Source organism: Paenibacillus paludis (assembly GCF_042610515.1).
GTDB lineage: Bacteria > Bacillota > Bacilli > Paenibacillales > Paenibacillaceae > Paenibacillus_AQ.
On record NZ_JBGJZP010000011.1, the window covers coordinates 18,726 to 42,469 of the forward strand.

Genomic DNA, 23,744 nt, shown 5'->3' on the forward strand with positions numbered 1-23,744 from the left:
AGGCTTTGAGACAGCGCAAACGCAAGAATGGAATGCCGCTAGCCATTGAGCTTCCCTTAAAGGGAACGGGTCAGCTGTCATCACAGATGGGGGCCGGCATGAAAAAAAAGAAAAAAGGATTTCTGCATGAGCTAATCCATAACCGGGTTCTTTTTCTGATGCTGCTTCCGACACTGCTGTTTTTTCTGGTGAATTCGTATTTTCCGATGGTCGGAGTCTATTATGCATTTACCCAATTTGATTTCAATTCCGGACTGTTCGATGCACCGTTTGTGGGCCTCAAAAACTTTGAGTTTCTCTGGAAATCCGGGACATTGGTGAAGCTTACGCTCAATACGATCGGTTACAATCTGGCGTTTATCCTGCTGGGCAACGTACTGGCGATTGTCTGTGCCATTCTGCTCAGCGAGCTGCGTGTCAAATGGTTCAAGAAGCTTACCCAGTCGATCATGTTCCTGCCGTATTTTGTCTCCTTCGTGATCCTGAGCGTTATCGTCTACAATGTGTTCAATTATGATAACGGTTTCTTGAATACCCTGCTTGCCCAGTTCGGAGCCGGTCCAGTGGATGTCTACAATAAACCGGTCGTCTGGATTTTTCTCATCATCTTGTTCTATCTCTGGAAAAACCTTGGCTATAGCATGGTAATCTACCTCGCGGCCATTACGGGGATCAGTGATGAGTACTATGAAGCGGCCAAAATTGACGGAGCGCATATTTTCCAGCGGATCTGGTATATCACGGTGCCCATGCTGAAATCGACCTTTGTTGTGCTGCTGCTGTTCTCGCTGGGCAGCATTATGAAAGGGCAGTTTGACCTCTTTTATCAGCTGATCGGCAACAATGGTGTGCTCTACAATACCACGGACATTCTGGATACGTATGTATTCCGGTCACTCAAGGTTACCTTTGATATCGGAATGGCGACTTCTGCGGGGCTGTACCAATCCCTGTTCGGCTTTATCCTGATCATGACGGTGAACTACATTATCCGCAGAATCAATGATGACTACGCTTTGTTCTAAAAGGTGCAATAGGAGGAAAAGAGCATGCATATCAAAGACGACCATTATACAAGGATGCTGCAGGGGCTGGCTTACACCGTAATCATATTAGGTTCACTGGCCTGCCTGATTCCATTCCTGCTGATTATTTCGGCTTCCTTGACTGCTAATGATTCTATCATTAAGGATGGGTATCATTTTATACCGGCGCAATTCTCGCTGGAAGGCTACAAGACGGTGTTCACGTTCCCGGATGAGGTACTGCGGGCTTATGGCGTTACGCTGTTTACGACGGTGACGGGTACGGTGCTGGGGCTGTTTTTTATGACGATGGCCGGGTATGTGCTGGCACGTAAAGACTTCAAATACCGCAATACGTTTTCCTTCTACATCTATTTCACAACCCTGTTCGGCGGGGGGCTGGTGCCTTGGTACATCATGATGACCAAATATCTGCATCTGACCGATTCGTATGGTGCGCTTATTTTTCCGGGGCTGATGACCCCGTTCCTGATTATTCTGATGAAGAACTTTATCCGTTCGGCCGTTCCTGAGGAGCTGTTCGAATCCGCCAAAATTGATGGGGCCGGTGATTTCAAAATCTACTGGCGGATCGTGCTCCAGCTGTCGATGCCCGGCATCGCCACGGTAGGCCTGTTTCTTGCCTTGGCTTATTGGAATGACTGGTTCTCGTCTTCGCTGTTCATTAATGATCCGCATAAGTATCAGCTGCAGTTCCATCTGTACAATGTAATCAACTCAGCGGCATTCATTGCCAACATGGGCGCCGGTACGGGTGTCAGCCTGGGAGCCGACCTGCCCACCGAGTCGACCAAGATGGCGATGGCGATTGTCGTTACCGGACCTATTCTGTTTCTGTATCCGTTCATCCAGCGTTATTTTGTAAAAGGCTTGACGATCGGGGCTGTAAAAGGTTAGAACCGTATGGTGGAGCACGCCATTACGGTGTGCCTGTTATCCGGCTAACATAGCGTCATATTCTGATAGATGTGCTGACAAACAAAACTTTAGGAGGGTTCATCATGAAAAAGAAAGCAGGCAGAAGATCACTGGTAACGCTTACGACAGCTGCGCTGGCTCTTTCGCTGCTCGCGGGATGTGGCGGCAATAACAGCGGCAACAACAGCACAAGCAGTGAAACAGACGGTAATGCAGGCACAGCCGTGAAAACAGACAGCAGCACGGCAACCCCGGCAGATACCGGAATTGACACTTCGAAGAAGGTGGAGCTGCAGTTCTATATGCTTGGGGATGCCCCTAAGGATCTGCCGGTGATTCAAGAGGAAATTAACAAGATGGCTCAGGAAGAACTGAATGCTACCGTTAAATTCAACTATACGAGCTGGACGGATTGGGACCAGAAATATAAGCTGCTGCTGTCTTCCGGCCAGGCGATTGATCTGATTTTTACAGCGGACTGGACCCAGTACCAATCTTATGCGAAACGCGGCGCGTTCCTGGCCATTGATGAATTGCTGCCAAAGGCGGCCCCGGAGCTGCAGAAATTTGTACCTGAGTCGATGTGGGAAGATGTGAAGGTGGATGGTAAAATCTATACGGTTCCTGCGACTTATAAAGAGTATGTGACCAACGGTTTCGTATGGCGGGAGGATCTGCGCAAGAAATACAATCTTCCACAGCCCGCCGATCTGGCCAGCTATGAGGCCTATATGGACGGCATTGCCAAAAACGAGCCGGATATGATGCCAATGTCCCTCAACAGCGATATCGGCAATAATCTGCACTACATTTATACTGAACTGAATAAAATGGTTGGAGCGCTGCCTTATGGTATGGGTGTGAAGTATGAATCTCCTGCTACCGTATACACCTACTGGGGTTCCGATGAGCAAAAAGAAGAGCTGAAAACGATGAAACGCTGGGCAGACAAAGGCTTCATTCCTAAAAACGTGCTGAATATCAAAGACACGATGCAGGACCCGGTCACCTCCGGCAAAGCGGCCAGCATGTTCGGGGATAACCCGACACGCTATAATGACATGAAGATGAAGATCAGCACGACACATCCCGATTGGGAGCTGGGCTATTATCCGTTCGGGGAAACCACAGGTTATGCTACACCGGTACATCCGATACACAATGGTTTTGCCATTCCGAAGAACAGCAAAAATCCGGAAAGAGCACTTGCATTCTATCAGAAGCTGGTCCTGGACAAACGGTATAACCAATTGACGGAATACGGTATTGAAGGCAAGAACTACACCGTGGAGGACGGCTACTACAAACTGGTCGGCACCAGCCAATCTAATGGCTTCTCCCGTGAGGGGATGAACGGCTGGGCGTGGAGAAATCCGGAATTCATGCTGTTCGACAAAGGTTTTGATGGTGTGAAAGCTATCTTCGAAGAGCTGGACAAAATTCAGAAGCCTGACCTGTTCCTGGGCTTTGCGGAAGACTATTCCTCGTACCAGGCGGAAAAAGCGGCGCTGGAGCAAGTGGAGAAGCAGTACCTCTTCCCGCTTGAGGCAGGTCTAGTGGATGATATTGATAAAGGGCTGGAAACCTTTATGCAGAAGGCTAAGCAAGCCGGGCTGGAGAAGATCCAGGCCGAATGGACAAAGCAGTGGAACGCTTATGTGGCGGAGAAAGGTATTAAGTAGTGCAGAGATGCCCCGAAAGCCTATGGCTGGCGGGGCTTTTTGCTGCGCTTTGCTCAAGGGGAAGGGCATTTTGGTGCTGGGCAGCTGCGTGGAATGTTTGGACTTTCGGACGCTGGCGCTCCTACAGTTCCAAACTTCCCCTCCGCTGCTTCCACCTTAATGGTGATTCTCCAAGTTCATTGAGCCGGCACAAGCCCCTTGCCAACGGCTTTCTGGGCAAGGGGGAGGAGAGTAGAGGAGGCGGCCACTGCCGATATTACCTCGGGCTCGCCCAAATCAGATGAACCATGTTAAGCCAGTAGCTTTCCACCTTATTGATTTTGAGACCCGACTCTTTGATCAGTCCTAGAATGTTCCTTGTATAGTGACAGCCATAAGCACGATATAACAGCGGGTTAAGTGCTTTTTGGACAACAGACACCGCAGGGTTAGAGCTGATCCCATGCTCCATGAGAAGAATTTGCCCATTCGGTCTGCACCACCGGTTGATCTTATCCAACACCATTAATGGATTATCATAACTGCAGAATGATAACGTAGAAACAATAGTATCGAAGGAATGATCGGAGAAGCTCATTTCTTCAATATCCGAACAAATAAAAGTACCCTCAATATGATGATGATGTGCCGCCCGTTTTGCTTTCTCTAGCATCGCCTCACTAAAGTCAGTTGCGGTAACCTTTATGTCTTGAGGATAAAACGGGAAATTCGCACCTGCCCCCACGGCAAGCTCAAGCACCTCGCCCTTCGCATGACTTAAAAGCTGTTGGCGCCAACGTTTTTGTTGCGGATCTTCTCTTTTGTTATCATATTGGTTTGCCTGCTTATCAAAGATACGTATTAGCTTTTGCTTCTCCACCGATCTCCCACCTTCAATGAACTTGGAACTCTCCCTGTTAAAGTCTATTTCGCCAAAAGGCTCACGTTACCTTTTTTTGTAACTGATCTGCCCATACTTCAATAAAAAGGGCTTGCATAGCGGTTTCTTTTTGCGCAAAAAGAAACAGGGGGCATCCCAGCAGCCATTTCATGGCTTTTGAGACAGCCCCTGTTTTCACGCGTTTTTGGAACGCCGGTAATCGGTGGGGGTGGTGCCGAAGCTGCGCTTGAACATCCGGTGCAGGTAGGAGCTGCTGGTAAAGCCGCAGCGCTCGGCGATGATAGTTACCGGGAGATCGGTACTCTCCAGCAGGCTGCATACTTCACGCATGCGCACCTCCAGAATGATGTCCACGATGCTGGACATGGTCTGCTGCTTGTATAGCCGGCTGATATAGATCGGGGACATATCAAGTTCGTCCGCGATCTGGTTCAGGCTAAGGTTCGGCTCCATATAATTCTCGTTTATTTTCTGATTAATCAGGAGGATCAGATCATGCTGCTTGGAGCTTTTTTTCTCAGCGAGCTGCTCCCGCATTTCACTAAACAGCACGAAGAAGGCTTCTTCCAGCTCAGCAACGGTTTCTACGGAATCCAGAGCGGGCAGCCCTGATGTCCCATCACATTGTAAACGGTTACGTTTTTGGACGGTACTGATGATTTCTTTGATTGTCACACTAAGCCTGGACAATGCTAATTGCACGGTATGGAACGGATAAGCTTCCGTTTCCCGGAGGATGGCGCTGAATTGCTCCTGGGCGTCCTCGACTTTGCCGCTCATCAGAGCGTCGATAAGTTTCTTTTCCTTCTCGGTCGGATAGTGGTAGGTATTGGCCTGCAGACTGCTAACGGCCTGGGCGCTGATGATGCAGCCATGCCCATAGAACAGACGATGATTTGAAGCTTCCCGGACCTGCTTATAAAGCTGATTCAACTGCAGGGCATTCCGGTCAATATGGCTATAGGTAAGGGTGAGGCTCACCTTCAGATAATCAGAGCAGGCCTGCTGAATCTGCCGCAGCAGCGTCTCGATCAGTCCTGTATCGGTGTATTCTACCGGATCAATGATATTCAGCAGCACCAGTATGCCGTCATCATTCATATCCACGGTCTCCACACGGTAGGTCTGGCCGCAGATTTCCGAAGCGATGTTCATAATGGCAAATTTATAGGCCAGCAAATAAGAGGATCTGGCTTCCCTGAATTCATTATAGTTGTCAATCCGCAGCAGGATGAGGCGGTAATCGTCGTTGAACGTAAAGTGAATGCCAAGCTGCCTCAGTTTCTCCACCTGCTGCATGGATTGCAGCGGCTTTAACCCCAGCACCAGATCGCGCACCGTATTTTGCCTAATCATAAACATGCTGTCGCGTTTTTCGCTTTCGAGAATATTCATCTCGCTGACGATCCGGTGAATGGGCAGATACAGCCTTTTCGACATGATCCAGGACAGCCCGATGCCTCCCACCAGAATAATGACTGCAATGAGCAGGGTAGCGTTCCGGATGTTGTCGGTCTGCTCGGTGATGATGTCATACGGCGTGATCCGCACATACTGCCAGCTTAAAGCATCCGGGGCGGTATAAGAAATCAGTGAGTTCTCTCCAGCAAATTTGCCGATAAAATAACCTGCGGAGTCGCCCTTGACCTTCTGGTCGATCCAGCGGGTTTCCTCCGGGGAAAGCTCCTGCTGCTCCAGGCTGTTACTGGACAGGAAGGCGCCATGGTCTGCCAGGATGAAGGTCGAGCTTTTGGAATCTACAGGACTGGTAATCTCTTTGTTGATCCAGGGTGCGGAGATGTTCACAATCACTGCTGAATTAATCGCCCGGTCCCAGCCGATGGCATCAAAGCATAGAAAGGTATAAGCCCGGACCTGATCGTCCTCCTCGGCACCATTGGAATAGACCCGCGGAATCGGCATAAACGGCTTGTATTCCTCATAGTGGTTCAGGATGCCCAGAATGTTCTTATCCACAAGCTCCTGTTCGGTAAATACACCGTTTTGTCCGCTGGAGGAGGCAATGTAGAATTTTTCGCTTTTCGGATTATAGACATAAATGGATTCGATGTATGGCATCGAGCTTAAATAATTGCCAAGCTCCGACATCGCAGCCGTGACGTCATAAATATCCGGCTTGTCGTAAAGTACAATTTTGGAGACGGTGCTGTTACGGTAGATTTGAAAGGAAAGCGATTGTGCAGCATCGTTCATGTTTACAACCTCTCTGCTTGTTTTGGTGAGGTCGCTAAGGTCGGAACGGAAGGCCTGCGTCTTTTCGACGCCAATATAGTAGTTGTAATAAATGATCGTGGAGACGAGGAAGGTTAAGGACACACATAACGTCATACTGACTAATATTTTGCTGTACAGTGCTCTTTTGTTGCCGATCTTATTCAGTCTCATTGACATCCCCCTGACTTCATTGTCTGTACTGGCGATAATAAGCCCTCTCTGTATTGTTCACAGTATAATTATAAACTTCACCCTATGAACAGAACAGTAGAGCAAGATTACAATAGTGAACAGGATGAATTGCCAGGGAGTGAACAAATCCAATATCTGTGTACAAAAGCTACTATATACGCATGATCCATTGAAAGTGAACTCCACCAGTTATGTGCATGGGATCAGACAGATTTGTTGATATTTCTTTCATTCTGCTGGCAGTACAATACGTTGTATATACCGTTAATCAACAATTTAAGGAATAAAATGCCTGAAGGCAAGGCGGGGCCTGACTATGGATGGAGGAAATAAAGATCATGAGTGCACACAAGCAGGAGAGTTATGATGTGGTCGTCTGCGGGGGCGGGCTGGCAGGTGTCTGTGCCGCCATCGCCGCAGCCAGGCAGGGGGTCAGCACCTGCCTGATTCAAGACCGGCCGGTGCTGGGCGGCAACAGCTCCTCGGAAATCCGGGTGACTCCACATGGTGCGGCGCAATTTCACGCGTATGCCCGGGAAACAGGTATTATCTCCGAACTGCTGGTCGAAGAGCGTGCCGCCAATCATGAGCCTATACGGGAAAACGGCTGGACGAACAGTGTATGGGATATGGCCCTCTATGATATGGCGGTCCGCACTCCGAATCTGACCGTGCATCTGAATTCGACGGTTACGGCGGTGGAGAAGCATGAAACGCGGCGGCTCTCAGCGGTTAAGGTGCGGGTAGCGAATGCAGATACGATGATGACTATACAGGGCAAGGTGTTCATCGACTGCACAGGCGACGCTGTGGTTGCTGACCAGGCGGGCTGCGAGTGGCGCTGGGGCTCGGAGAGCCGGGAGGAGTTCGGGGAGCCGCATGCACCGCTTGCCGCCAGTACGGATACGATGGGCAGCTCGATCCATTTTAAGGCCAAAGATATGGGCCGGGAGGTTCCTTTTCGAGCACCGGATTGGGCAGTCCGGTATGACGACCCTGCTTATTTCTATGAACAGGGAAGACATTTCTATGATTTGGATGCAGGTTATTGGTGGATTGAAATCGGGGTGCCCTGGAATACGGTGTACGACAATGAACAGATCCGGCATGAATTAACCCGCCATGTGCTGGGCATCTGGGATTGGATCAAGAATAAGGACCCGCTGCTGAGAGAGAAGGCGGCCAATTATGCGCTGGACTGGGTGGGGCAGGTGCCGGGGAAAAGAGAAAGCCGCAGGGTAATGGGGCGTTATCTATTAACCGAGCATGACCCGGCAGGCCGTACGGTATTCGCCGATGAGATCGCCTACGGCGGCTGGTTCATCGACCTGCACAGTGCCGGAGGCTTGCTTGCGGCGACGGCTGAGCCCTCCAGTGCAGAAGGCTACACGGAGACAAGCGATTATGCGGTTCAGAGCTACTGCGGACCGTACGGCCTGCCGCTGCGGATGCTGATCGCGAAGGATATGGATAATCTGCTGATGGCGGGACGCAACATCAGCGCTACGCACGCGGCGCTTGGCACAGTGCGTGTGATGGGGACGACCGCGCTGCTGGGGCAGGCCGCCGGAACGGCGGCGGCTGTCGCCCTGAAGCGCGGAACCGAGGTGTGCAGACTTGAGGCGGAAGGCGTCCGCGAGGTGCAGCAGTCGCTGCTGCGCCAAGGCTGTTTTCTGCCGAACTGCCGTGGCGCAGACCCCGGGGAGCTTGCCCGGGCCGCGGATATCCGGGCCAGCAGCGAGGCCCGGGTCGTCGGGGCAGGACCGGAGAGCAGGGACGGCTCCGGCGGTTTCCGCGCGGCCCGGTCCGCATCGCCGCAGGGCGGAGAGCCGCTGTCCAGCCTGCGCGGGCAGTGGATTGCCATCGGCAGACCGGAGATCAGCAAGCTGTCCGTCTGCCTCAGCAATGACTCCGGCATAGAGCAGACGGTTAAAGCAGCGCTGCTGCCGGTGGATTCGATCTGGGACTATAGCTGCGGTGTCCGTGAACCGCTGGCGAGCGGAACGCTCAAGGTTCCGCCCGGGCAAATGCAGTGGGTAGCCTGGGAGGTGGGGCTGGGTCCGCAGGATGGGCTGTCCGCCGGGCAATACATCCGGATGGAGCTGGCAGAGAATCCGCAGGTGGAATGGCATATGGCCGGGACGGTCATTCCGGGCCATACCTCGGCTTATGAGATGGGGCCGTCCAGAATGCGCCGCTACCGGGACGGCGGGACGTTAAGCTTCCGAATTGATCCACCGCAGCCGTGTTACAGTCCAGCCAACGTCACCACAGGGATTGCCCGTCCCTATGACTATACGAATGTGTGGCGTTCCGATCCGTCAGAGACGCTGCCGCAATGGCTGGAGCTGCAGTGGGAGGATGCGCAGTGGATCGGTACAGTAGAGCTGACGTTTCCCGGCCATCTATTCCGCGAGTATCATTTGTATGAGCCGTTCTATCGTGATCCGCAGTGTCCCAAAGACTACTGCATCGAGATTTGGATTGCAGGGAACTGGCAGCCGGTGGTCACCGTTTATGACAACTATCAATGCCGCCGCCAGCATGTTCTGCCGGAGATGGTCAAGACAGATCGGCTGCGCGTAACAGTTCAATCCACGAACGGTGATCCCAGCGCTGCGATTGCCGAGATCCGCTGCTACGCCTGATCATACATGCTCCAGCACCGAACGCAGGCAGAAGCATATTGCTTTTGGGCAAGCTGTGCTAAAATTTGTGGTATCAAGCAGTAAATATCCAACGGATAGCCGGAAGGAGAGAGGGGTATGGGCAGAAGATTAAGCTGGTTGTGGCCTGCAAGCTTAAAAAACCGCTTGTTTATTTCCATTCTGCTGTTCGTGCTCATTCCCTCTGCATTCCTGCAGACCCGCAGCATTACGAAGCTGGAGACGATGATGAAGGACAATATCTCCCAGCAAAATACGGCTCAGCTTGCCTTCCTCAAGAATAACATCGAAAGCCTGAAATTCGGCGTGCTTGGTGCGATGCTGCAGCTCGAGCGTGATCCTAATCTGAAGGCCCGGCTGGGCCGGAGCGGACAGGAGAGCGGGGAAGACCGCAAGCTGCAGATTGAGAACACGCTGTTGCTGGTGAAGCAAAGGCTGATGAATGCGGTGGTTCCCGTTCATATTACGCTGCTCGACAAGCAGGGGCAGGTATATAACACGCTGGAGGAGGGCTTGACGGTCTTGCCGGTCCGCGGGAGTGAGATCTTGCAGCAGCCTGGATTTTCTGCACTGGTAAGCTCTTCCGAGTCTTACCTATGGACTGTCCACGAACCGGATTATCTGTTGTCGAGCGCACTGCCGGGTACACAATTGTTCTCCCTGTTCGCCAAGCTGCAGGATACGGAAGGCGGAACCTTCGCTTACCTGCGTATTAGTCTCGACATGAAAACCTGGCTGAACTCCATCACCAACGGGTTCCAGGTGAAGCAGACGTACTACCTGCTGGATGGGAAAGGGCAGCCTATTCTAATGGAGCGCAATGACCGCATCGCCCAGCAGCTGCATGGGATGCTGGCGGCGTTCAAGCAGGATTCCGCCCGTTATTTTACCGATCCGAACGGCCTGTTCATCTATAACGGCATTTATCTGCCCAATATGGATTGGTATCTCATCAACCGCTTTCCACTGGAAGCGCTCTCCGGCAACATTGAGGCGATGAAGCGGCAGGTGATGGTGTCGCTTTTGGTCACAGGAGCCATCTTTGTCCTGATTATGTATGCCATCGTGTCGTCCACAGTCCGTCCGCTGCACAATTTGCAGAAAAAAATGAGCGAGCTCGTCGACAAAAATTTAAATGTCAGCATTCCCGAACGTAAATATAGAGGTGAGCTGCTGAGTCTGGCCCGCGCCTTCAATCTGATGACCGGCGATATCCGGAAGCTTATAGAGCGGCTGCGCATGGAGGAACGGCAAAAGGAGGCGATCCGCTTCCAGATGCTGATGTCACAGATGAATCCGCACTTTTTGCTGAACACGCTGAATACAATCAAGTGGAATGCCCGGGGCCACGGTGACACCGGCACCTCGGAAATCTGCCAGAATCTTGGGAAACTGCTGGAGTCAGGACTGAACAGTGATGCCGATCTGGTCTTCCTAAAAGAAGAAATAGAGTTGATCCGGGCCTATGTCTATATCCAGTCCTTCCGTTATGATCACCGGTTCACTGTCGATTACCGGATCGGCGAGGGGCTGGAGTATGCGCTGATTCCCAAGTTCAGCCTTCAGCCGCTAGTGGAGAATGCGATCTATCACGGTCTGGTGCACATGAAGGATGGCGGAAGGATCACCATTCTGATAATCGGCACGGGTGACAGGCTGCGGGTGGAGATCGGGGACAACGGGCAGGGGCTGGAGCAGGGGGCGGCTGCCTCGGGCAAGAGACGGCGTAAGGGCATCGGACTCAGCAACCTGAGAGAACGGATTCTGCTGCTGTATAAGGGCCGGGGGGAGCTGCTTCTCCTCCCGTTGCCGCAGGGAACGGTTGCTGTACTGGATATTCCGCTGCTGAATTCATCGCCTTATGAAGAGGGGGATCACCATGTGGAAAATACTTCTGGTTGAGGATGAGCCGTTCGTCCGCCGCTCGATCCGCCAGGCGATACGCTGGGAGGAGCATGGGTTCACCATTGCCGGTGAAGCATCGCACGGGCAGGAGGCGCTGGAGTTGATGGCGGAGCATCAACCTGACATTGTGGTATCAGATATATTTATGCCCTACATGGATGGTCTGGAGCTGCTGCAGGCCGCACGCGCCAAAGGTTTCGAAGGCTCATTCATCATGCTTACCTGCGCAGGAGAATTTGAATACGCCAGGCTGGCGCTGGAGCACGGCGCCTCCGGTTATATCCTCAAGTTATCCATGAGTGATGAGGAACTGCTGCAGGCACTCAATAAGGCTAAGGCCGGGCTGGTGAAGCAGGCAGAGCAGCAGCACCGCCTGCAATGGCAGTCCTTCCATGAATATGCCGATTGCCTGTGGCGGGAAATGTACGGCAAAGAGCTGTACCCTTACGAGGCGGGCAGACTGGAGGGATTCCGCCGGCTGCTGGAGGCCTCGCCTGGACTGCTGCTGGTTTCTGTATTGAACGGTTCCCGGCTGCTGCATGTTGAGGAGCTTCAGCATCTGCTGCCTCCGGGTACCGGTGAAGCTGTGCGCAGCTGCCGGTTTACGCATATGGGGCAGACGACGTTTTTTGTCTGGCCCGGAGAAGCGGCTCGCGGTGCAACGGCGCAGCTCCGTGGACCCATTCGTGAGACGGCATATGAGGGGTTCCCCGTCATTTGCCGATCCATAGCATCTGCCTCCGGGTTGACGGCCGGCTGGCTGCTGAATTTATCCATGCTGGACCGCCACTATTATGGCTGTGTCCAGTCTGCTCGTTTCCCGGAAGCCGTGCCCGGGCTTACCCCTGAATCGTTATCCGTTCCGTGGGAACAGGAGCACGAGGTGATCAGCTGCTTTGAGCGTCTGGATGTGAAGGAATGCTCGGGCAAGCTGGAGCAGCTATGGGCCTTCATGCAGACGGCCAACATGCCGATGGCGTCTGTGAAAGAGACGGCGGAACGTCTGGACAAACTGTTCGCACGGATTAGCGGAAAGAACGCGGAACCGCCTGGACCGCTGCTTGATGCTGAGCGCCACTCCGGCCTGCTGGAGCAGATGGACCGGCGGATGCGTGCATACGCCAAGGGTCTCAGCAGGGTGCGTCTGCCGGAGACAGACCATCCCGAGATCAATACAATGATCCGCTATCTGCTGCAGCACTATGACCAGGACATCTCGCTGCAGGCAATGGCCCATTACGTCAAGATGGATGAGAATTATTTGAGCGGGCTGTTCAAGAAAAAAACCGGGCAGACCTTTATTAACTATTTGCAGCATATCCGGGTGAATGAAGCAAAGTTCTATCTGGAGCAGACCGGGCTCACGGTGGCTGAAATCGGAGAGCGTGTCGGTTTCGCCAACCCCAGCTACTTTTTCAAAATCTTTAAACGCTGGACCGGACTGACGCCCAATGAACACAGGCTGCAGCGAAAGGGTCAGGAGACCAGGCCATAGATCCCGGCGGAGTGTCCCGAAATCCGGTTAGACATTGCTCAGCTCCCGCTGCTTCACTCATGCCAACTCGAAAAAACGAACCCGTCCTCCGCTTTACTACGGAATACGGGATCGTTTTTTTGTTCAAAGATAAGAATTTATATGTTTCACGCTATAAATTATCCTTCTATTTCTCGCTGAAACGGATACCGTCCTTTTGAGGACGGCAAAGCCGTTTCCACTTGTGTCCCGCTTGCAGGCCCAATCTTAAAATCGTGCACTGAATCGCTGAGATATGAAGATTACGCCAGTCCTCAGCCATCCGCTATGCTATAAGCAGGCCAAAGAATTAGACGGAGAGGTTGAGTATATGGAACAATCTGTTGTCACTATAAGAAGAAAAGCAGGTAAGTGGTCCATGCGCCGCACATGGGCAGGAATTTGGGGAATGAAGACATTCTACCTGATGCTGCTTCCTTGCCTCATCTGGTATTTCATTTTTAAGTATCTGCCCATGTACGGTGTCGTCATTTCGTTCAAGGATTATAATTTTACAGATGGTATTCTGAACAGCCCTTGGGCTGACCCCTGGTATAAATATTTTAAAATGTTTTTTGATTCCCCATACTTCTCACAGCTGATGACCAATACGCTGCTGATCAGCCTCTACAAGCTGGTGTTTGGCATGCTGCCGTCGATTATCCTGGCGATTCTGATCCATGAATGCCGGATAACCTGGCTGAAACGCTGGGTTCAGACGCTAAGCTATATGCCTCATTTCCTGTCGTGGATTATCATTTACGGGATCTCGGTAGCTTTTTTCTCGGAAACGACCGGGCTGGTTAACCGCTGGATCACGGAAGGCGGAGGGTCGAGCATCCCTTTTTTGAACTCGACGGAATGGTTCCGCAGCATGCTCGTCTCAACAGAAATCTGGAAGGACCTCGGCTGGGGCGCGATCATCTACTTGGCGGCGATCAGCAGTATCGACCCGACGCTGTTTGAAGCGGCAAAGGTGGACGGGGCCAGCCGGCTGCGGATGATCTGGCATATTACACTGCCGGGGATCCGGGGGGTAATCATGCTGCTCCTAATTCTCAAGATTGGCAGCATCATGGATGCCGGCTTCGAGCAGATTTATGTCTTTTATCATCCGCGTGTATATGAGGTTGGCGATATTATCGACACCTGGGTGTACCGTACCGGACTGGAGCAGATGAATTTCAGCCTGGCAACAACAGTCGGACTGTTCAAATCCGTCATCGGCTTCGTACTGGTGGTCGGTGCTAATAAACTGGCCAAAAGATGGGGGGGCGGAATATGGTAAGCGGAAAATCGGATAGAATCTTCAACACGCTGGTCTATATCCTGCTTGCGGCAGTGGCGGCACTTTCGATTTTTCCGCTGCTCTACGTGATTTCGATGTCACTGACCCCGTACAGCGAGGTAATTAAGAACGGGGGGTTCGTGGTCATTCCCCGGAACATATCGTTTGAGGCGTATCACCGGATTTTGACGGATCCCGCGCTTGGCCGATCCATGCTAATTACGGTGCTGGTGACTACGGCAGGCACCACCATTAACATGATTCTGACTACGCTGGCCGCTTATCCGCTCAGCCGCAGGAATTTGCCGGGACGTACGTTCTTTCTGCTCTTCATCGTCATTACGATGTTGTTTAACGGCGGTCTGATTCCTACCTATCTGGTTGTCCGTTCGCTGGGAATGCTGGATACGATTTGGTCACTCATTGTTCCGGGAGCGATTGCTACTTTTAACGTTTTGATTATGAAAAGCTTTTTCGAGAGCCTGCCGGAGGAACTGTTCGAATCGGCCCGGATGGACGGGGCCAAGGAGTTCCGGATCTTGTGGCAAATTGTGATCCCGCTCTCCATTCCGTCAATGATGACGGTCGGACTGTTTTATATGGTCGGCCATTGGAACTCCTTTTTCTCAGCCGTTCTGTACATTACCGATACCCATCTGCATCCGCTGCAGGTAGTTATCCGCAACATGCTGCTGCTCACTCAATCCAATGAGCTGCAGGCAGAAGTGACAGTGCCTACAGCGGCCATGCAAATGGCTGCCGTTATTGCCGGCAGCCTGCCGATTATCGTGGTGTACCCGTTCATACAGAAGCATTTCACCAAAGGCATGCTGCTGGGAGCCATTAAGGGATAAAGCGGAGCCCCGCAAGGGGTTCCAATTCATTCATAAGCTAGTGCAAGGATAAACTTCTTACAGAAGGCAGGGGTTCAAAATGAAGCAGAGAAACAAACGATTCACGGCTTGGGTCACGGTGGCAGCGGCAACAGCGCTGATTGGCGGATGCGGCGGAAGCGCGGATAAAGCGCCCGCAGCAACGGAGGGCGGGAATGCAGCTGCGCCCTCAGGTCCGGTGGAGCTTGAAGCGGCAGAGATCAGCTGGGGCACGAGCCTGCCGGCAGACGATTTTATTAAGAAAGCACTGGATGAACAACTGGGAACAAAACTGAAGCTGACACTCGTGGGTGACCAGAGCGATTATGAAAATCAGATGAATGTGCGTGCGGCCTCTAACAACCTGCCTGATTTACTGATGGCTACGAGCAAGGCGCACTTGCAGAAGCTGGCCCAATCCGGTTCGCTGCTTGATCTGACATCCTATATGGAGAAGCTACCGGAATATACCTCTTTTGTCGGCGGGGAAGTGCTGAAGAAGGGAATTGTGGACGGCAAGCAATATGCGCTGCCCAAAGCGGGACAGTCCATTTCCTATACCTACTGGATTCGGAAGGATTGGCTGGATAACCTGAAATTGCAGCCGCCGACTACAGTCGATGAACTGTTCGAAGTTGCTAAAGCGTTTACAACCGAGGACCCCGACAAGAATGGCAAAAATGACACCTTTGGACTGTCCGGCACGAACTTTCAGACCTTTGAGCCGATCTTCGGCGCTTACGGAATTACGAATATTTTCGACACCTCGCAATTATTTGTCCGTGATGGCAAGGTGGTAAGCACGTTCTACCAGCCGGAAATGAAAGACGTGCTGGCGAAGCTCAAGCAGTTTCTTGATGCCGGGGTCGTAGATCCGGAGATTGTCAGCAACAAGGGCACAATGGCGATCGACAAAGCATTTCAGGGTAAAGTAGGCATTATCAACACAGAATGGGCGCAGATTATGAAGGATGATAAGGTTGAGGTGTGGAAAGGCGCGAATCCAAAAGCGGAATGGCTGCAGCTGGCACCGCCCAAGGGGCCGACGGGCATTCAAAATGCCAACTCCCTCAACATCGGTGCTTCCAGCGGGTTGTGGGTCATCCCGAAGAAGCTGGAAAGTGAGCCGGATAAGCTGAACAAGGTACTGGAATTGTTGAACTACGTATCCACGCCTGAAGGCAACCGTCTGGTCCAATACGGAGTGCAGGATACCCACTACACGCTGGATGGAGACAAGGTCGCCATTACCGACAAAGGACGCTCGGATGCTTCTTTCACCTGGTTGTACCAGTTCACGGGCCGGCCTGAAACTGAATATCTCAAGACGAAATTCAGCAATTTGGCCACCTTCATTGATTTCGAGGCCGGACTGCCGCGGATTCAGACACTGGATGGTTTTGTGTCTAGTCCGCAGGGCTATAATCCCGCAGATGCCAACCGGTTCATTGAGGAGGAAATGATCAAATTCATCTATGGCAAGGCCAAAATAGAGGACTATGACAAATTCCTCAGCACACTGGAAGGAACATTCAGCTACAAAAATTACCTCGACACGGCGGTTGCCCAACTAAAGGAGCTGGGTTACGGGGAGTGACCGTTACACCCTGTAGAGGTGCTTGCGTTCCATCAGACCAAAAGACCAGACGAGAGGAAGCTATATCGCTTCCTCTCGTCTGGTCTTTATTTCATTTACTCTTCATCCGGAAGGTCCGGGGGGAGAGGCCGACCTCTCTTTTGAACATATTGCAGAATTGGGCATCGTTTACAAACCCTGCAGCCGCTGAAACCTCAGCGATTTGCATTTGGGTATGAAGCAGCAGTGATTTCGCATAATTGATCCGCTTTGACAGAAGATAACGGTGCGGAGAATGCCCGAATCTTTCCTTGAATAAATGCCGGAACCTGTCATAGCTGTAGCCGGACATTTCTGCGAGCGATTGAACCGAAAGCTTATGGCGGTAATGCTCGTCCATATAGTTCAGAACATACTGCATCTGATCCTCTGAAGGAGATGGCGTATGTCCCGTGCCAAGCAGCCGCAGCAGATGAACGATGATCTCACTCATCTGCAGATTCATAAGTTCGGTGTAGCCATCCCGTTTGCGGGAGAACTCCTCTTTCATCCGCAGCATGATCTGCAGCACGGTCTGATCCTTGTCGTCGTCATAGACTCCGGCTAAAGCGCGGAGATTCGGATGGCCGCAGATAAACCCTACGAACAGAACATCCGCCTCCGGCGTGTGTTTCTCATCATGTTTAAAGTTGGGCGGGATCAGCGCGAATGAATAGGGCCGGAAATGATAGTTGCGGGTCCCCACATTCGAGGAACCAAGCCCCTGGATGTAATAAATCAGTTCGAAGCATTCATGCTGATGCGGAGGGATATAAGTATTAGCTTCATGATCTGCACTTACAATATATAGGACTCGATCCATTGTGATCCTCCGTTATTCTGTCATTTAGCCGAATCGTGCAAAAACCTGACCGAATCCATATAAATATTTGCTGCCTTATTTGTTATGATCGTATCAATTAAACCGAAGATTCGCAACCAGACTGGCCATCTCGTTCGGAAATTACCCGGTTTTTCAAGATTTGTATCCATGTAATGTTTGCTTTTGAAAGTAATTCACTAATTTTCATAGTTTTTATGAATTTGCCGAAACTCAACGGGGTCATCGCTATAACACAAAACGTGCAATTGGGACATTCAGCCATTTCTTTAAGGTAAACCAACTACAAACAGGGGTGTGAACAAAAAATGAAAAAGAACGTTCTTGCTTTATTGTTGCTCATGGTAATGGTACTTGTCACGGCTTGCGGAAATAATACGTCCGGCAATGGAAATACAGCAAATTCCGCAAATGATGCAGAAGGCGGAGAAGCGGCTGCTGGGGACAAGCTCAAGGTCGTGCTGCTGATTCCGGGAACGCTTGGAGATAAATCATTTTTTGATGCGGCCAATAATGGACTGCAGAAGGTGAAGGATGAGCTTGGTGCGGAAACCAAGGTTGTAGAAATGGGAACCGACAAGACGAAATGGGAGCCTACGTTTAACGATATCGCCGCCGAGGATTGGGATGTTGTTATTTCGGGCGGATCGGAAATTACCGAGATGTTCAATGCAACGGCTGAAGCCAATCCGGATAAAAAATTCATCAACTATGACACGGACATCGAAGAAGCACCTGCCAATATGTACAACATGTCCTATTCCACCAATGAAGTATCCTTCTTGGCTGGTGCGGCAGCAGCATTGGCTACGCAATCCGATATGCCGAATGCGAATAAGGAGAACATCATCGGGTTTGTAGGCGGAATGGATATTCCCGGAATCAATGCTTTCCTGGTAGGTTACATTCAGGGCGCGCAATATGTTGATCCTGAGGTGAAGGTAGCAGTATCCTATGCGGGCGATTTCGTGAACCCGGCAAAAGGGAAAGAGCTGTCGCTCATTCAATACAACTCCGGCGTGGACATCATCTTCAACGTAGCGGGCGGAACAGGGCTTGGAATCTTCGATGCTGCCAAAGAGAAGACCAAATATGCCATCGGCGTCGATTCCGACCAAGCGATGCTGCTGAAAGATACAGACAACGACAAAGCCAACCTGATCGTTACATCCGCGATAAAAAAGATCGACAGCGCCATTCTTGGAGCTGTGAAGAAGCTGCAGGACGGAACGCTTGAAATGGGCAAACGTGATGTGCTCGGCTTTGTGGAAGACGGCGTGGGCATTGCAGAGAACGAGATCTATAAAAGCGTCTACCCGGCTGACCTGCAGGCCAAAGTTGAAGAAGTGAAGCAGAAGCTCATCAACAAAGAGATTACTGTAGACAATGCAATGGGCATGGAAACCTCAGAAGTTGAAGCTATCCGTAATGCCGTTAAACCTTAATCGTATTTATGATTTAACATGTTAACTCATGCAGTTGGAATTCTTCCGCAAGAAGATTTCCAGCTGCCTATTTTTGCAGACACCTAAGTTGAAAGGCGTTGATGACCCATGCAGAACGCTCTGCTGGAAATGCGGGGAATTACCAAAGTATATCCAAATGGCGTCGTTGCAAACAAAGACGTTCACTTTTCTCTGCGTGAAGGAGAAATCCATGCGATTGCCGGAGAGAATGGGGCCGGCAAATCGACCCTGATGAAGATTATGTTCGGGATGGAAGAGCCGAGTGAAGGCGAGATCTACATCAGGGGTGAAAAGGTGAAGCTGCAATCCCCCCAGGACGCCATTGACCGGGGCATTGGCATGGTCCATCAGCATTTCATGCTGGTGCCTTCCTTTACAGTAGCCGAGAATATGGTGCTTGGCATGGAGCCGCGCAAAGGCGTGAGCTTCAACTACAACGAAGCCGTGCGGTTGACCGAAGAGACGGCGCGTAAATATAACCTTGCGGTGAATGCCAAAGCCAAGGTCGAGGATCTTACCGTCGGCATGAAGCAGAAGGTGGAGATTCTGAAGGCACTGGTGCGCGGTGCCAAAATCCTGATTCTGGACGAGCCGACAGCGGTTCTGACTCCGCAGGAAACGGAAGAGCTGTTCCATGAGCTGCAGCAGCTTAGGGAGCAGGGTCATACGATTGTGTTTATTTCACACAAGCTGAAGGAGGTCAAAGCGATCTGCGACCGGATTTCGATCATGCGCGGCGGCAGAAGCGAAGGTGTCTTTCAGACGAAGGATGTAACGGAGCAGGAAATTTCACGGCTGATGGTGGGCCGGGATGTGGTCTTGAAATATGACAAGGACAACGTGGCTCTTGGGAACTCCGTGCTTTCGGTAGAGAGCCTGGGTGTCCATGACAGTCAGGGCAAGGCGCTGCTGTCGGACGTCAATTTCTCTGTTCGCGCAGGGCAGATTGTCGGAATTGCCGGTGTGGAAAGGCAATGGGCAGTCGCAGCTGATTGAGGCTCTGACAGGCGGACTTCGCGGAGTGTCGTGTACCGGATCAGTCAAGGTGAAAGGGACGGAGATCCGTGAATCAGATATCCGTGACATTCGCGGACTGGGTGTCTCTTATATTCCAGAGGACCGGATGCGGCAGGGCTCAGCCGGGGAGGCCAGCATTTCCGATAACCTGATCTCTACCCGTTACCGCTCCAAGGATATGAATAAAGGCCCTCTTCTGCATGGCTCCAGAATTGCCAGCCTGGCCGCGTCACTGGTGGAGGAGTTCAAAGTGCGCTGCTCAGGACCGCAGCAGCCGATTGCCATGCTGTCGGGAGGAAATATGCAGAAGGTTGTAGTGGCGCGGGAATGTTCGACCGGGCCGGAGCTGCTGATTGCCGAGCAGCCGACCCGGGGCGTGGATATCGGCGCGGCCCAGTTCATTCACCAGAAGCTGCTGGAGCTGCGTTCCGGCAGCTGTGCCATTGTGCTGGTGTCGGCGGACTTGAATGAAATTCTGGAGCTGAGTGATCAGTTGCTCGTGATGTATGAAGGTCAGATTGTTGCCTGTTTCGATGAGCCTTCTAAGGTCAGCGAAGAGGAGCTCGGACTATATATGCTGGGGATCAACCGGCAGGACAAGCAGCACACCGGGAGGGCCGAAAACCATGTTTAAAGTCAAATATTTTGAGGCAATCCGGACAACAGCGGTCATATTGATTGCCCTGGTCATCGCCTTTATGATCATCTCGCTGGTCAGTGACCAGCCGCTCAAGACGATTGGCATTTTCTTATGGGAGCCTATATCCACGAAAGGGCATATCGGCAACGTGATCGAGATGGCCATTCCGCTGATGTTCACGGGTCTGGCCGTCTCCCTGCTGTTCCGGGCCAATATGTTCAACCTTGGTGCGGAAGGAATCTTTTATTTCTCCGGGGTAGTGACCTCGGTGCTGGCGATCCATTTGACCCTGAACAGCTGGATTCATCCGCTTGTGGCGATTGCAGCCGGTTCGATTGTAGGCGCTTTGCTGTCGGCGATTCCCGGAATTCTCAAGGCCAAGTGGAATGCCAACGAACTCGTTACCTCTTTAATGTTCAACAATATCCTGTTCGGGATTGGCCTGTATCTGCTCAACTATCATCTCCGTGATGCCAAGGCATTCGCCAACGTTTCTTTTAAATTCGAGAAGACGGCGCAGCTGGATAAAATCTTTCAGGGAACCCGGATTCATACCGGTCTTATTATCGTGCTGGTGCTTATTGTGCTCGCCCATCTGTTCCTCTACAAAACCAAGTGGGGCTATGAGCTGCGGATGACCGGTGTGAACCGGGAGTTTGCCCGCTACTCGGGAATGAAGACCGCCAAGGTCATCATCCTCGTCCACCTGATTGCAGGATTTATCGCCGGCATGGGCGGATCGGTGGAGGTGCTGGGGATGTACAACCGGTTCCAGTGGACCTCACTGCCGGGTTACGGCATGGACGGTGCACTTGTAGCGATGCTGGCCAAAAATAACCCGCTGTCCGTGATTGCCTCGGCGCTTTTCCTTGCGTATATCCGTATTGGAGCGGATCTGATGGCACGCCTGTCCGATGTGCCTTCCGAGATGATCTCGATCATCCAGGCTGTCATTATTCTGCTGATTTCCGCTGAACAGTTCCTGAAATTCTGGAAGAACCGGATGCTGCTGAAGGAGGCGAAAAATAACGCATGAACAGCCTGCTGGATGTTATCTTTACCACGGACTTCGCGTTCTCTCTGCTGCGTGTAACGACGCCAATTCTGTTCGCCGCGCTGGGTGCGCTGATCTCAAACCGGGCGGGTATTATCAATATCGGGATGGAAGGGATCATGCTGGTGTCCGCCTTGGCCGGTGTTATTGTAAGTGCCTATAGCCACAGTGCCTGGATAGGGCTGCTCGGTGCGGTGCTGTCGGGGACGATCATCGCCGGAATTCTGGCTTTTTTTACCCTGAGATTCAAGACGCATATCATTCTCGGCGGTGTGGCGATCAACATGTTCGCATCCGGAGGGACGGTATTTATCCTGTATCTGCTCAGCGGGGACAAGGGTTCTTCCACCTCCCTGGCGAGCAAGGTGCTGCCGAGTGTGCAGATTCCGCTGCTGAAGGATATTCCGGTGCTTGGCCCAATCCTCTCGGGGCACCATATTCTGACCTATTTCTCTATACTGTCTGTGCTGATCGTCTATTACCTGCTGAACCGTACACCGCTTGGCCTGCGCATCCGTTCCGTAGGGGAGAATCCGCATGCAGCCCAGTCGGTTGGTGTCAGTGTGATCAAGATTCAATATGCGGCTCTGCTGCTTAGCGGTTTTTTTGCCAGCCTGGGCGGCGCTTATATGTCGATGGGTTATCTGTCACTCTTTACCCGCGATATGATTGCAGGCCGGGGCTGGATTGCTATTGCGGCAGAATCAATGGGCCGGAGCACAACGGTCGGAACGGCGCTTACCTCACTCCTGTTCGGGGCCGCTGATGCGCTATCCAATGCGCTCCAGGTGCTGAAGATCCCGGCGGAGCTGATTGCGACGCTACCTTATGTGGCAACGGTCATCGGCCTGGTGATTTACGCGGTCTCCGAGACCCGGAAGAAGAACCGCAAAATAAAAACTACGACCACGAAATAATTCGGAATTCAGATATACACACACAAGGGAGCGAACGTTATGCCAACACCTATAATTATTGACTGCGATCCGGGGCATGATGACGCGATTGCCATTCTGCTCGCGCTGGCTCATCCGGAGCAGCTGGAGATCCGGGGAATTACGACGGTTGGGGGCAACCAGATTCTGGACAAAATTACCGACAACGCGTTGAAGGTGCTCAGCTTTGTAAATGCCGACATTCCCGTGGCCAAAGGAGCAGTGGGTCCGCTGCTTGGCAAGCTGGTTACGGGTGCAGAAGCGCATGGGGAATCCGGGATGGACGGCCCGGCACTTCCGGCCAGCAAATTCAAGCCTGTAGATCAGGGGGCGGTAGAATTTATGCTGGATATTATCCGCTCTTCGGAGGAGAAGATTACACTTGTGCCGATGGCGCCTTTAACGAATATTGCCCTGCTGATCACCGCTTACCCAGAGGTGAAGGAAAGAATTGAGAAAATTTCACTGATGGGCGGCGGCTTGGCATACGGAAATGTAACAGTGACCGCAGAGTTCAACATTTATGTTGACCCGGAGGCAGCCCGGATCGTCTATGAATCCGGTATTCCGATTGTGATGAGCGGTCTGGATGTGACCGATCAGGCGGCTATATTTGAGGATGAAATTCTCGAACTGAAACGCCGGGGACCGGTCTCCGTCATGGTAGGGGAGCTGCTTGATTTCTATTCGATATATGGCAAAAAAATGGGCTATGTCGGCAACGCGCTGCATGATCCGTGTGCCGTGGCCTGGCTGCTGCACCCGGAGCTGTTCGAATCACAGCATTTGTATGTCACGGTGGAGACGGAAGGCAAGCTGACCCGTGGGATGACCGTGGCCGACAGAAGGAAGAAACCGGACCGCGCCGCGAACACGGAGGTACTGCTGGGGATCGACCGGGAAGCGTTCATGAAGCTGCTGTTTGATTCGCTGGACAGACTTGACCGTGAGCTTCTGCTTGCGTCCGGGGGGAACTAGC

Annotated in this window: 18 protein-coding genes; 15 read left to right on the forward strand and 3 right to left on the reverse strand. The window is 52.0% G+C overall.

The genetic code is table 11. The annotated features are described in order from the left end of the window. The first annotated feature begins 86 nt into the window (after positions 1-86). The 3 genes from ACAN56_RS20885 (at position 87) to ACAN56_RS20895 (ending at position 3,646) form a co-directional block, all read left to right on the forward strand. A complete protein-coding gene (locus tag ACAN56_RS20885) occupies positions 87-1,025 on the forward strand; it encodes an ABC transporter permease (RefSeq protein ID WP_231578519.1) in 939 nt (312 codons plus the stop codon). 24 nt (positions 1,026-1,049) lie between these two features. Continuing rightward, a complete protein-coding gene (locus ACAN56_RS20890) occupies positions 1,050-1,943 on the forward strand; it encodes a carbohydrate ABC transporter permease (RefSeq protein WP_038596468.1) in 894 nt (297 codons plus the stop codon). A gap of 104 nt (positions 1,944-2,047) precedes the next feature. Next, complete coding sequence (locus ACAN56_RS20895) at positions 2,048-3,646, forward strand: extracellular solute-binding protein (protein WP_379145553.1); 1,599 nt, start codon at positions 2,048-2,050, stop codon at positions 3,644-3,646. Positions 3,647-3,902: 256 nt separating this feature from the next. On the opposite strand, the gene ACAN56_RS20900 is transcribed toward ACAN56_RS20895, so the two are convergent. Together ACAN56_RS20900 and ACAN56_RS20905 are read right to left on the reverse strand one after the other, a co-directional pair. Beyond that, positions 3,903-4,505: a class I SAM-dependent methyltransferase gene (locus tag ACAN56_RS20900; RefSeq protein ID WP_379145555.1), complete on the reverse strand. Its 603-nt coding sequence runs from the start codon at positions 4,503-4,505 to the stop codon at positions 3,903-3,905. 195 nt (positions 4,506-4,700) lie between these two features. After that, positions 4,701-6,932, reverse strand: a complete 2,232-nt coding sequence (locus ACAN56_RS20905; RefSeq protein ID WP_379145558.1) for a helix-turn-helix transcriptional regulator — start codon at positions 6,930-6,932, stop codon at positions 4,701-4,703. Between the two features lie 359 nt (positions 6,933-7,291). Here ACAN56_RS20905 and ACAN56_RS20910 point away from each other — a divergent pair, with 359 nt between their 5' ends. The 6 genes from ACAN56_RS20910 (at position 7,292) to ACAN56_RS20935 (ending at position 16,794) form a co-directional block, all read left to right on the forward strand. Further along, entirely contained in the window at positions 7,292-9,601 is a 2,310-nt protein-coding gene (locus tag ACAN56_RS20910; RefSeq protein ID WP_379145561.1) for an FAD-dependent oxidoreductase, read from the forward strand. A gap of 117 nt (positions 9,602-9,718) precedes the next feature. After that, positions 9,719-11,521: a sensor histidine kinase gene (locus tag ACAN56_RS20915; RefSeq protein WP_379145563.1), complete on the forward strand. Its 1,803-nt coding sequence runs from the start codon at positions 9,719-9,721 to the stop codon at positions 11,519-11,521. Next, on the forward strand, positions 11,499-13,019 hold the full coding sequence (locus ACAN56_RS20920) for a response regulator transcription factor (protein ID WP_379145567.1): 1,521 nt from the start codon (positions 11,499-11,501) through the stop codon (positions 13,017-13,019). The genes ACAN56_RS20915 and ACAN56_RS20920 overlap by 23 nt, the downstream gene beginning before the upstream one ends. Before the next feature lie 397 nt (positions 13,020-13,416). Next, complete coding sequence (locus ACAN56_RS20925; RefSeq protein WP_231578518.1) at positions 13,417-14,325, forward strand: ABC transporter permease; 909 nt, start codon at positions 13,417-13,419, stop codon at positions 14,323-14,325. Then, on the forward strand, positions 14,319-15,179 hold the full coding sequence (locus ACAN56_RS20930) for a carbohydrate ABC transporter permease (protein WP_038596454.1): 861 nt from the start codon (positions 14,319-14,321) through the stop codon (positions 15,177-15,179). The genes ACAN56_RS20925 and ACAN56_RS20930 overlap by 7 nt, the downstream gene beginning before the upstream one ends. Before the next feature lie 79 nt (positions 15,180-15,258). Next, positions 15,259-16,794, forward strand: a complete 1,536-nt coding sequence (locus ACAN56_RS20935) for an extracellular solute-binding protein (protein WP_379145571.1) — start codon at positions 15,259-15,261, stop codon at positions 16,792-16,794. Between the two features lie 91 nt (positions 16,795-16,885). Here the strand turns inward: ACAN56_RS20935 and ACAN56_RS20940 are convergent, their stop codons facing one another. Beyond that, on the reverse strand, positions 16,886-17,635 hold the full coding sequence (locus ACAN56_RS20940; RefSeq protein WP_038596451.1) for an AraC family transcriptional regulator: 750 nt from the start codon (positions 17,633-17,635) through the stop codon (positions 16,886-16,888). Positions 17,636-17,961: 326 nt separating this feature from the next. Between ACAN56_RS20940 and ACAN56_RS20945 the strand changes: the two genes are divergently transcribed. From ACAN56_RS20945 to ACAN56_RS20970, 6 genes are all read left to right on the forward strand, one after another. After that, a complete protein-coding gene (locus ACAN56_RS20945) occupies positions 17,962-19,098 on the forward strand; it encodes a BMP family ABC transporter substrate-binding protein (RefSeq protein ID WP_038596449.1) in 1,137 nt (378 codons plus the stop codon). A gap of 108 nt (positions 19,099-19,206) precedes the next feature. After that, entirely contained in the window at positions 19,207-20,115 is a 909-nt protein-coding gene (locus tag ACAN56_RS20950; RefSeq protein ID WP_379145576.1) for an ABC transporter ATP-binding protein, read from the forward strand. Beyond that, the gene (locus ACAN56_RS20955) at positions 20,081-20,770 is read left to right on the forward strand and encodes an ATP-binding cassette domain-containing protein (protein WP_379145699.1); all 690 of its coding nucleotides are present in this window, start codon (positions 20,081-20,083) and stop codon (positions 20,768-20,770) included. Before ACAN56_RS20950 ends, ACAN56_RS20955 begins: the two co-directional genes overlap by 35 nt. Continuing rightward, positions 20,763-21,812: an ABC transporter permease gene (locus ACAN56_RS20960; RefSeq protein ID WP_379145579.1), complete on the forward strand. Its 1,050-nt coding sequence runs from the start codon at positions 20,763-20,765 to the stop codon at positions 21,810-21,812. The genes ACAN56_RS20955 and ACAN56_RS20960 overlap by 8 nt, the downstream gene beginning before the upstream one ends. Beyond that, positions 21,809-22,747, forward strand: coding sequence for an ABC transporter permease (locus tag ACAN56_RS20965; protein ID WP_038596443.1), 939 nt, complete (start codon positions 21,809-21,811; stop codon positions 22,745-22,747). The genes ACAN56_RS20960 and ACAN56_RS20965 overlap by 4 nt, the downstream gene beginning before the upstream one ends. Before the next feature lie 39 nt (positions 22,748-22,786). Beyond that, entirely contained in the window at positions 22,787-23,743 is a 957-nt protein-coding gene (locus ACAN56_RS20970; protein ID WP_038596441.1) for a nucleoside hydrolase, read from the forward strand. Position 23,744 lies beyond the last annotated feature (1 nt).

Excerpts from the sequence above, each read along its gene's own strand:
- ACAN56_RS20885 (WP_231578519.1), top strand. The coding sequence starts at position 87 with ATGGGGGCCGGCATGAAAAAAAAGAAAAAAGGATTTCTGCATGAGCTA.
- ACAN56_RS20890 (WP_038596468.1), top strand. The coding sequence starts at position 1,050 with ATGCATATCAAAGACGACCATTATACAAGGATGCTGCAGGGGCTGGCT.
- ACAN56_RS20895 (WP_379145553.1), top strand. The coding sequence starts at position 2,048 with ATGAAAAAGAAAGCAGGCAGAAGATCACTGGTAACGCTTACGACAGCT.
- ACAN56_RS20905 (WP_379145558.1), bottom strand. The coding sequence starts at position 6,932 with ATGAGACTGAATAAGATCGGCAACAAAAGAGCACTGTACAGCAAAATA.
- ACAN56_RS20910 (WP_379145561.1), top strand. The coding sequence starts at position 7,292 with ATGAGTGCACACAAGCAGGAGAGTTATGATGTGGTCGTCTGCGGGGGC.
- ACAN56_RS20915 (WP_379145563.1), top strand. The coding sequence starts at position 9,719 with ATGGGCAGAAGATTAAGCTGGTTGTGGCCTGCAAGCTTAAAAAACCGC.
- ACAN56_RS20920 (WP_379145567.1), top strand. The coding sequence starts at position 11,499 with ATGTGGAAAATACTTCTGGTTGAGGATGAGCCGTTCGTCCGCCGCTCG.
- ACAN56_RS20925 (WP_231578518.1), top strand. The coding sequence starts at position 13,417 with ATGCGCCGCACATGGGCAGGAATTTGGGGAATGAAGACATTCTACCTG.
- ACAN56_RS20930 (WP_038596454.1), top strand. The coding sequence starts at position 14,319 with ATGGTAAGCGGAAAATCGGATAGAATCTTCAACACGCTGGTCTATATC.
- ACAN56_RS20935 (WP_379145571.1), top strand. The coding sequence starts at position 15,259 with ATGAAGCAGAGAAACAAACGATTCACGGCTTGGGTCACGGTGGCAGCG.
- ACAN56_RS20940 (WP_038596451.1), bottom strand. The coding sequence starts at position 17,635 with ATGGATCGAGTCCTATATATTGTAAGTGCAGATCATGAAGCTAATACT.
- ACAN56_RS20945 (WP_038596449.1), top strand. The coding sequence starts at position 17,962 with ATGAAAAAGAACGTTCTTGCTTTATTGTTGCTCATGGTAATGGTACTT.
- ACAN56_RS20950 (WP_379145576.1), top strand. The coding sequence starts at position 19,207 with ATGCAGAACGCTCTGCTGGAAATGCGGGGAATTACCAAAGTATATCCA.
- ACAN56_RS20960 (WP_379145579.1), top strand. The coding sequence starts at position 20,763 with ATGTTTAAAGTCAAATATTTTGAGGCAATCCGGACAACAGCGGTCATA.
- ACAN56_RS20965 (WP_038596443.1), top strand. The coding sequence starts at position 21,809 with ATGAACAGCCTGCTGGATGTTATCTTTACCACGGACTTCGCGTTCTCT.
- ACAN56_RS20970 (WP_038596441.1), top strand. The coding sequence starts at position 22,787 with ATGCCAACACCTATAATTATTGACTGCGATCCGGGGCATGATGACGCG.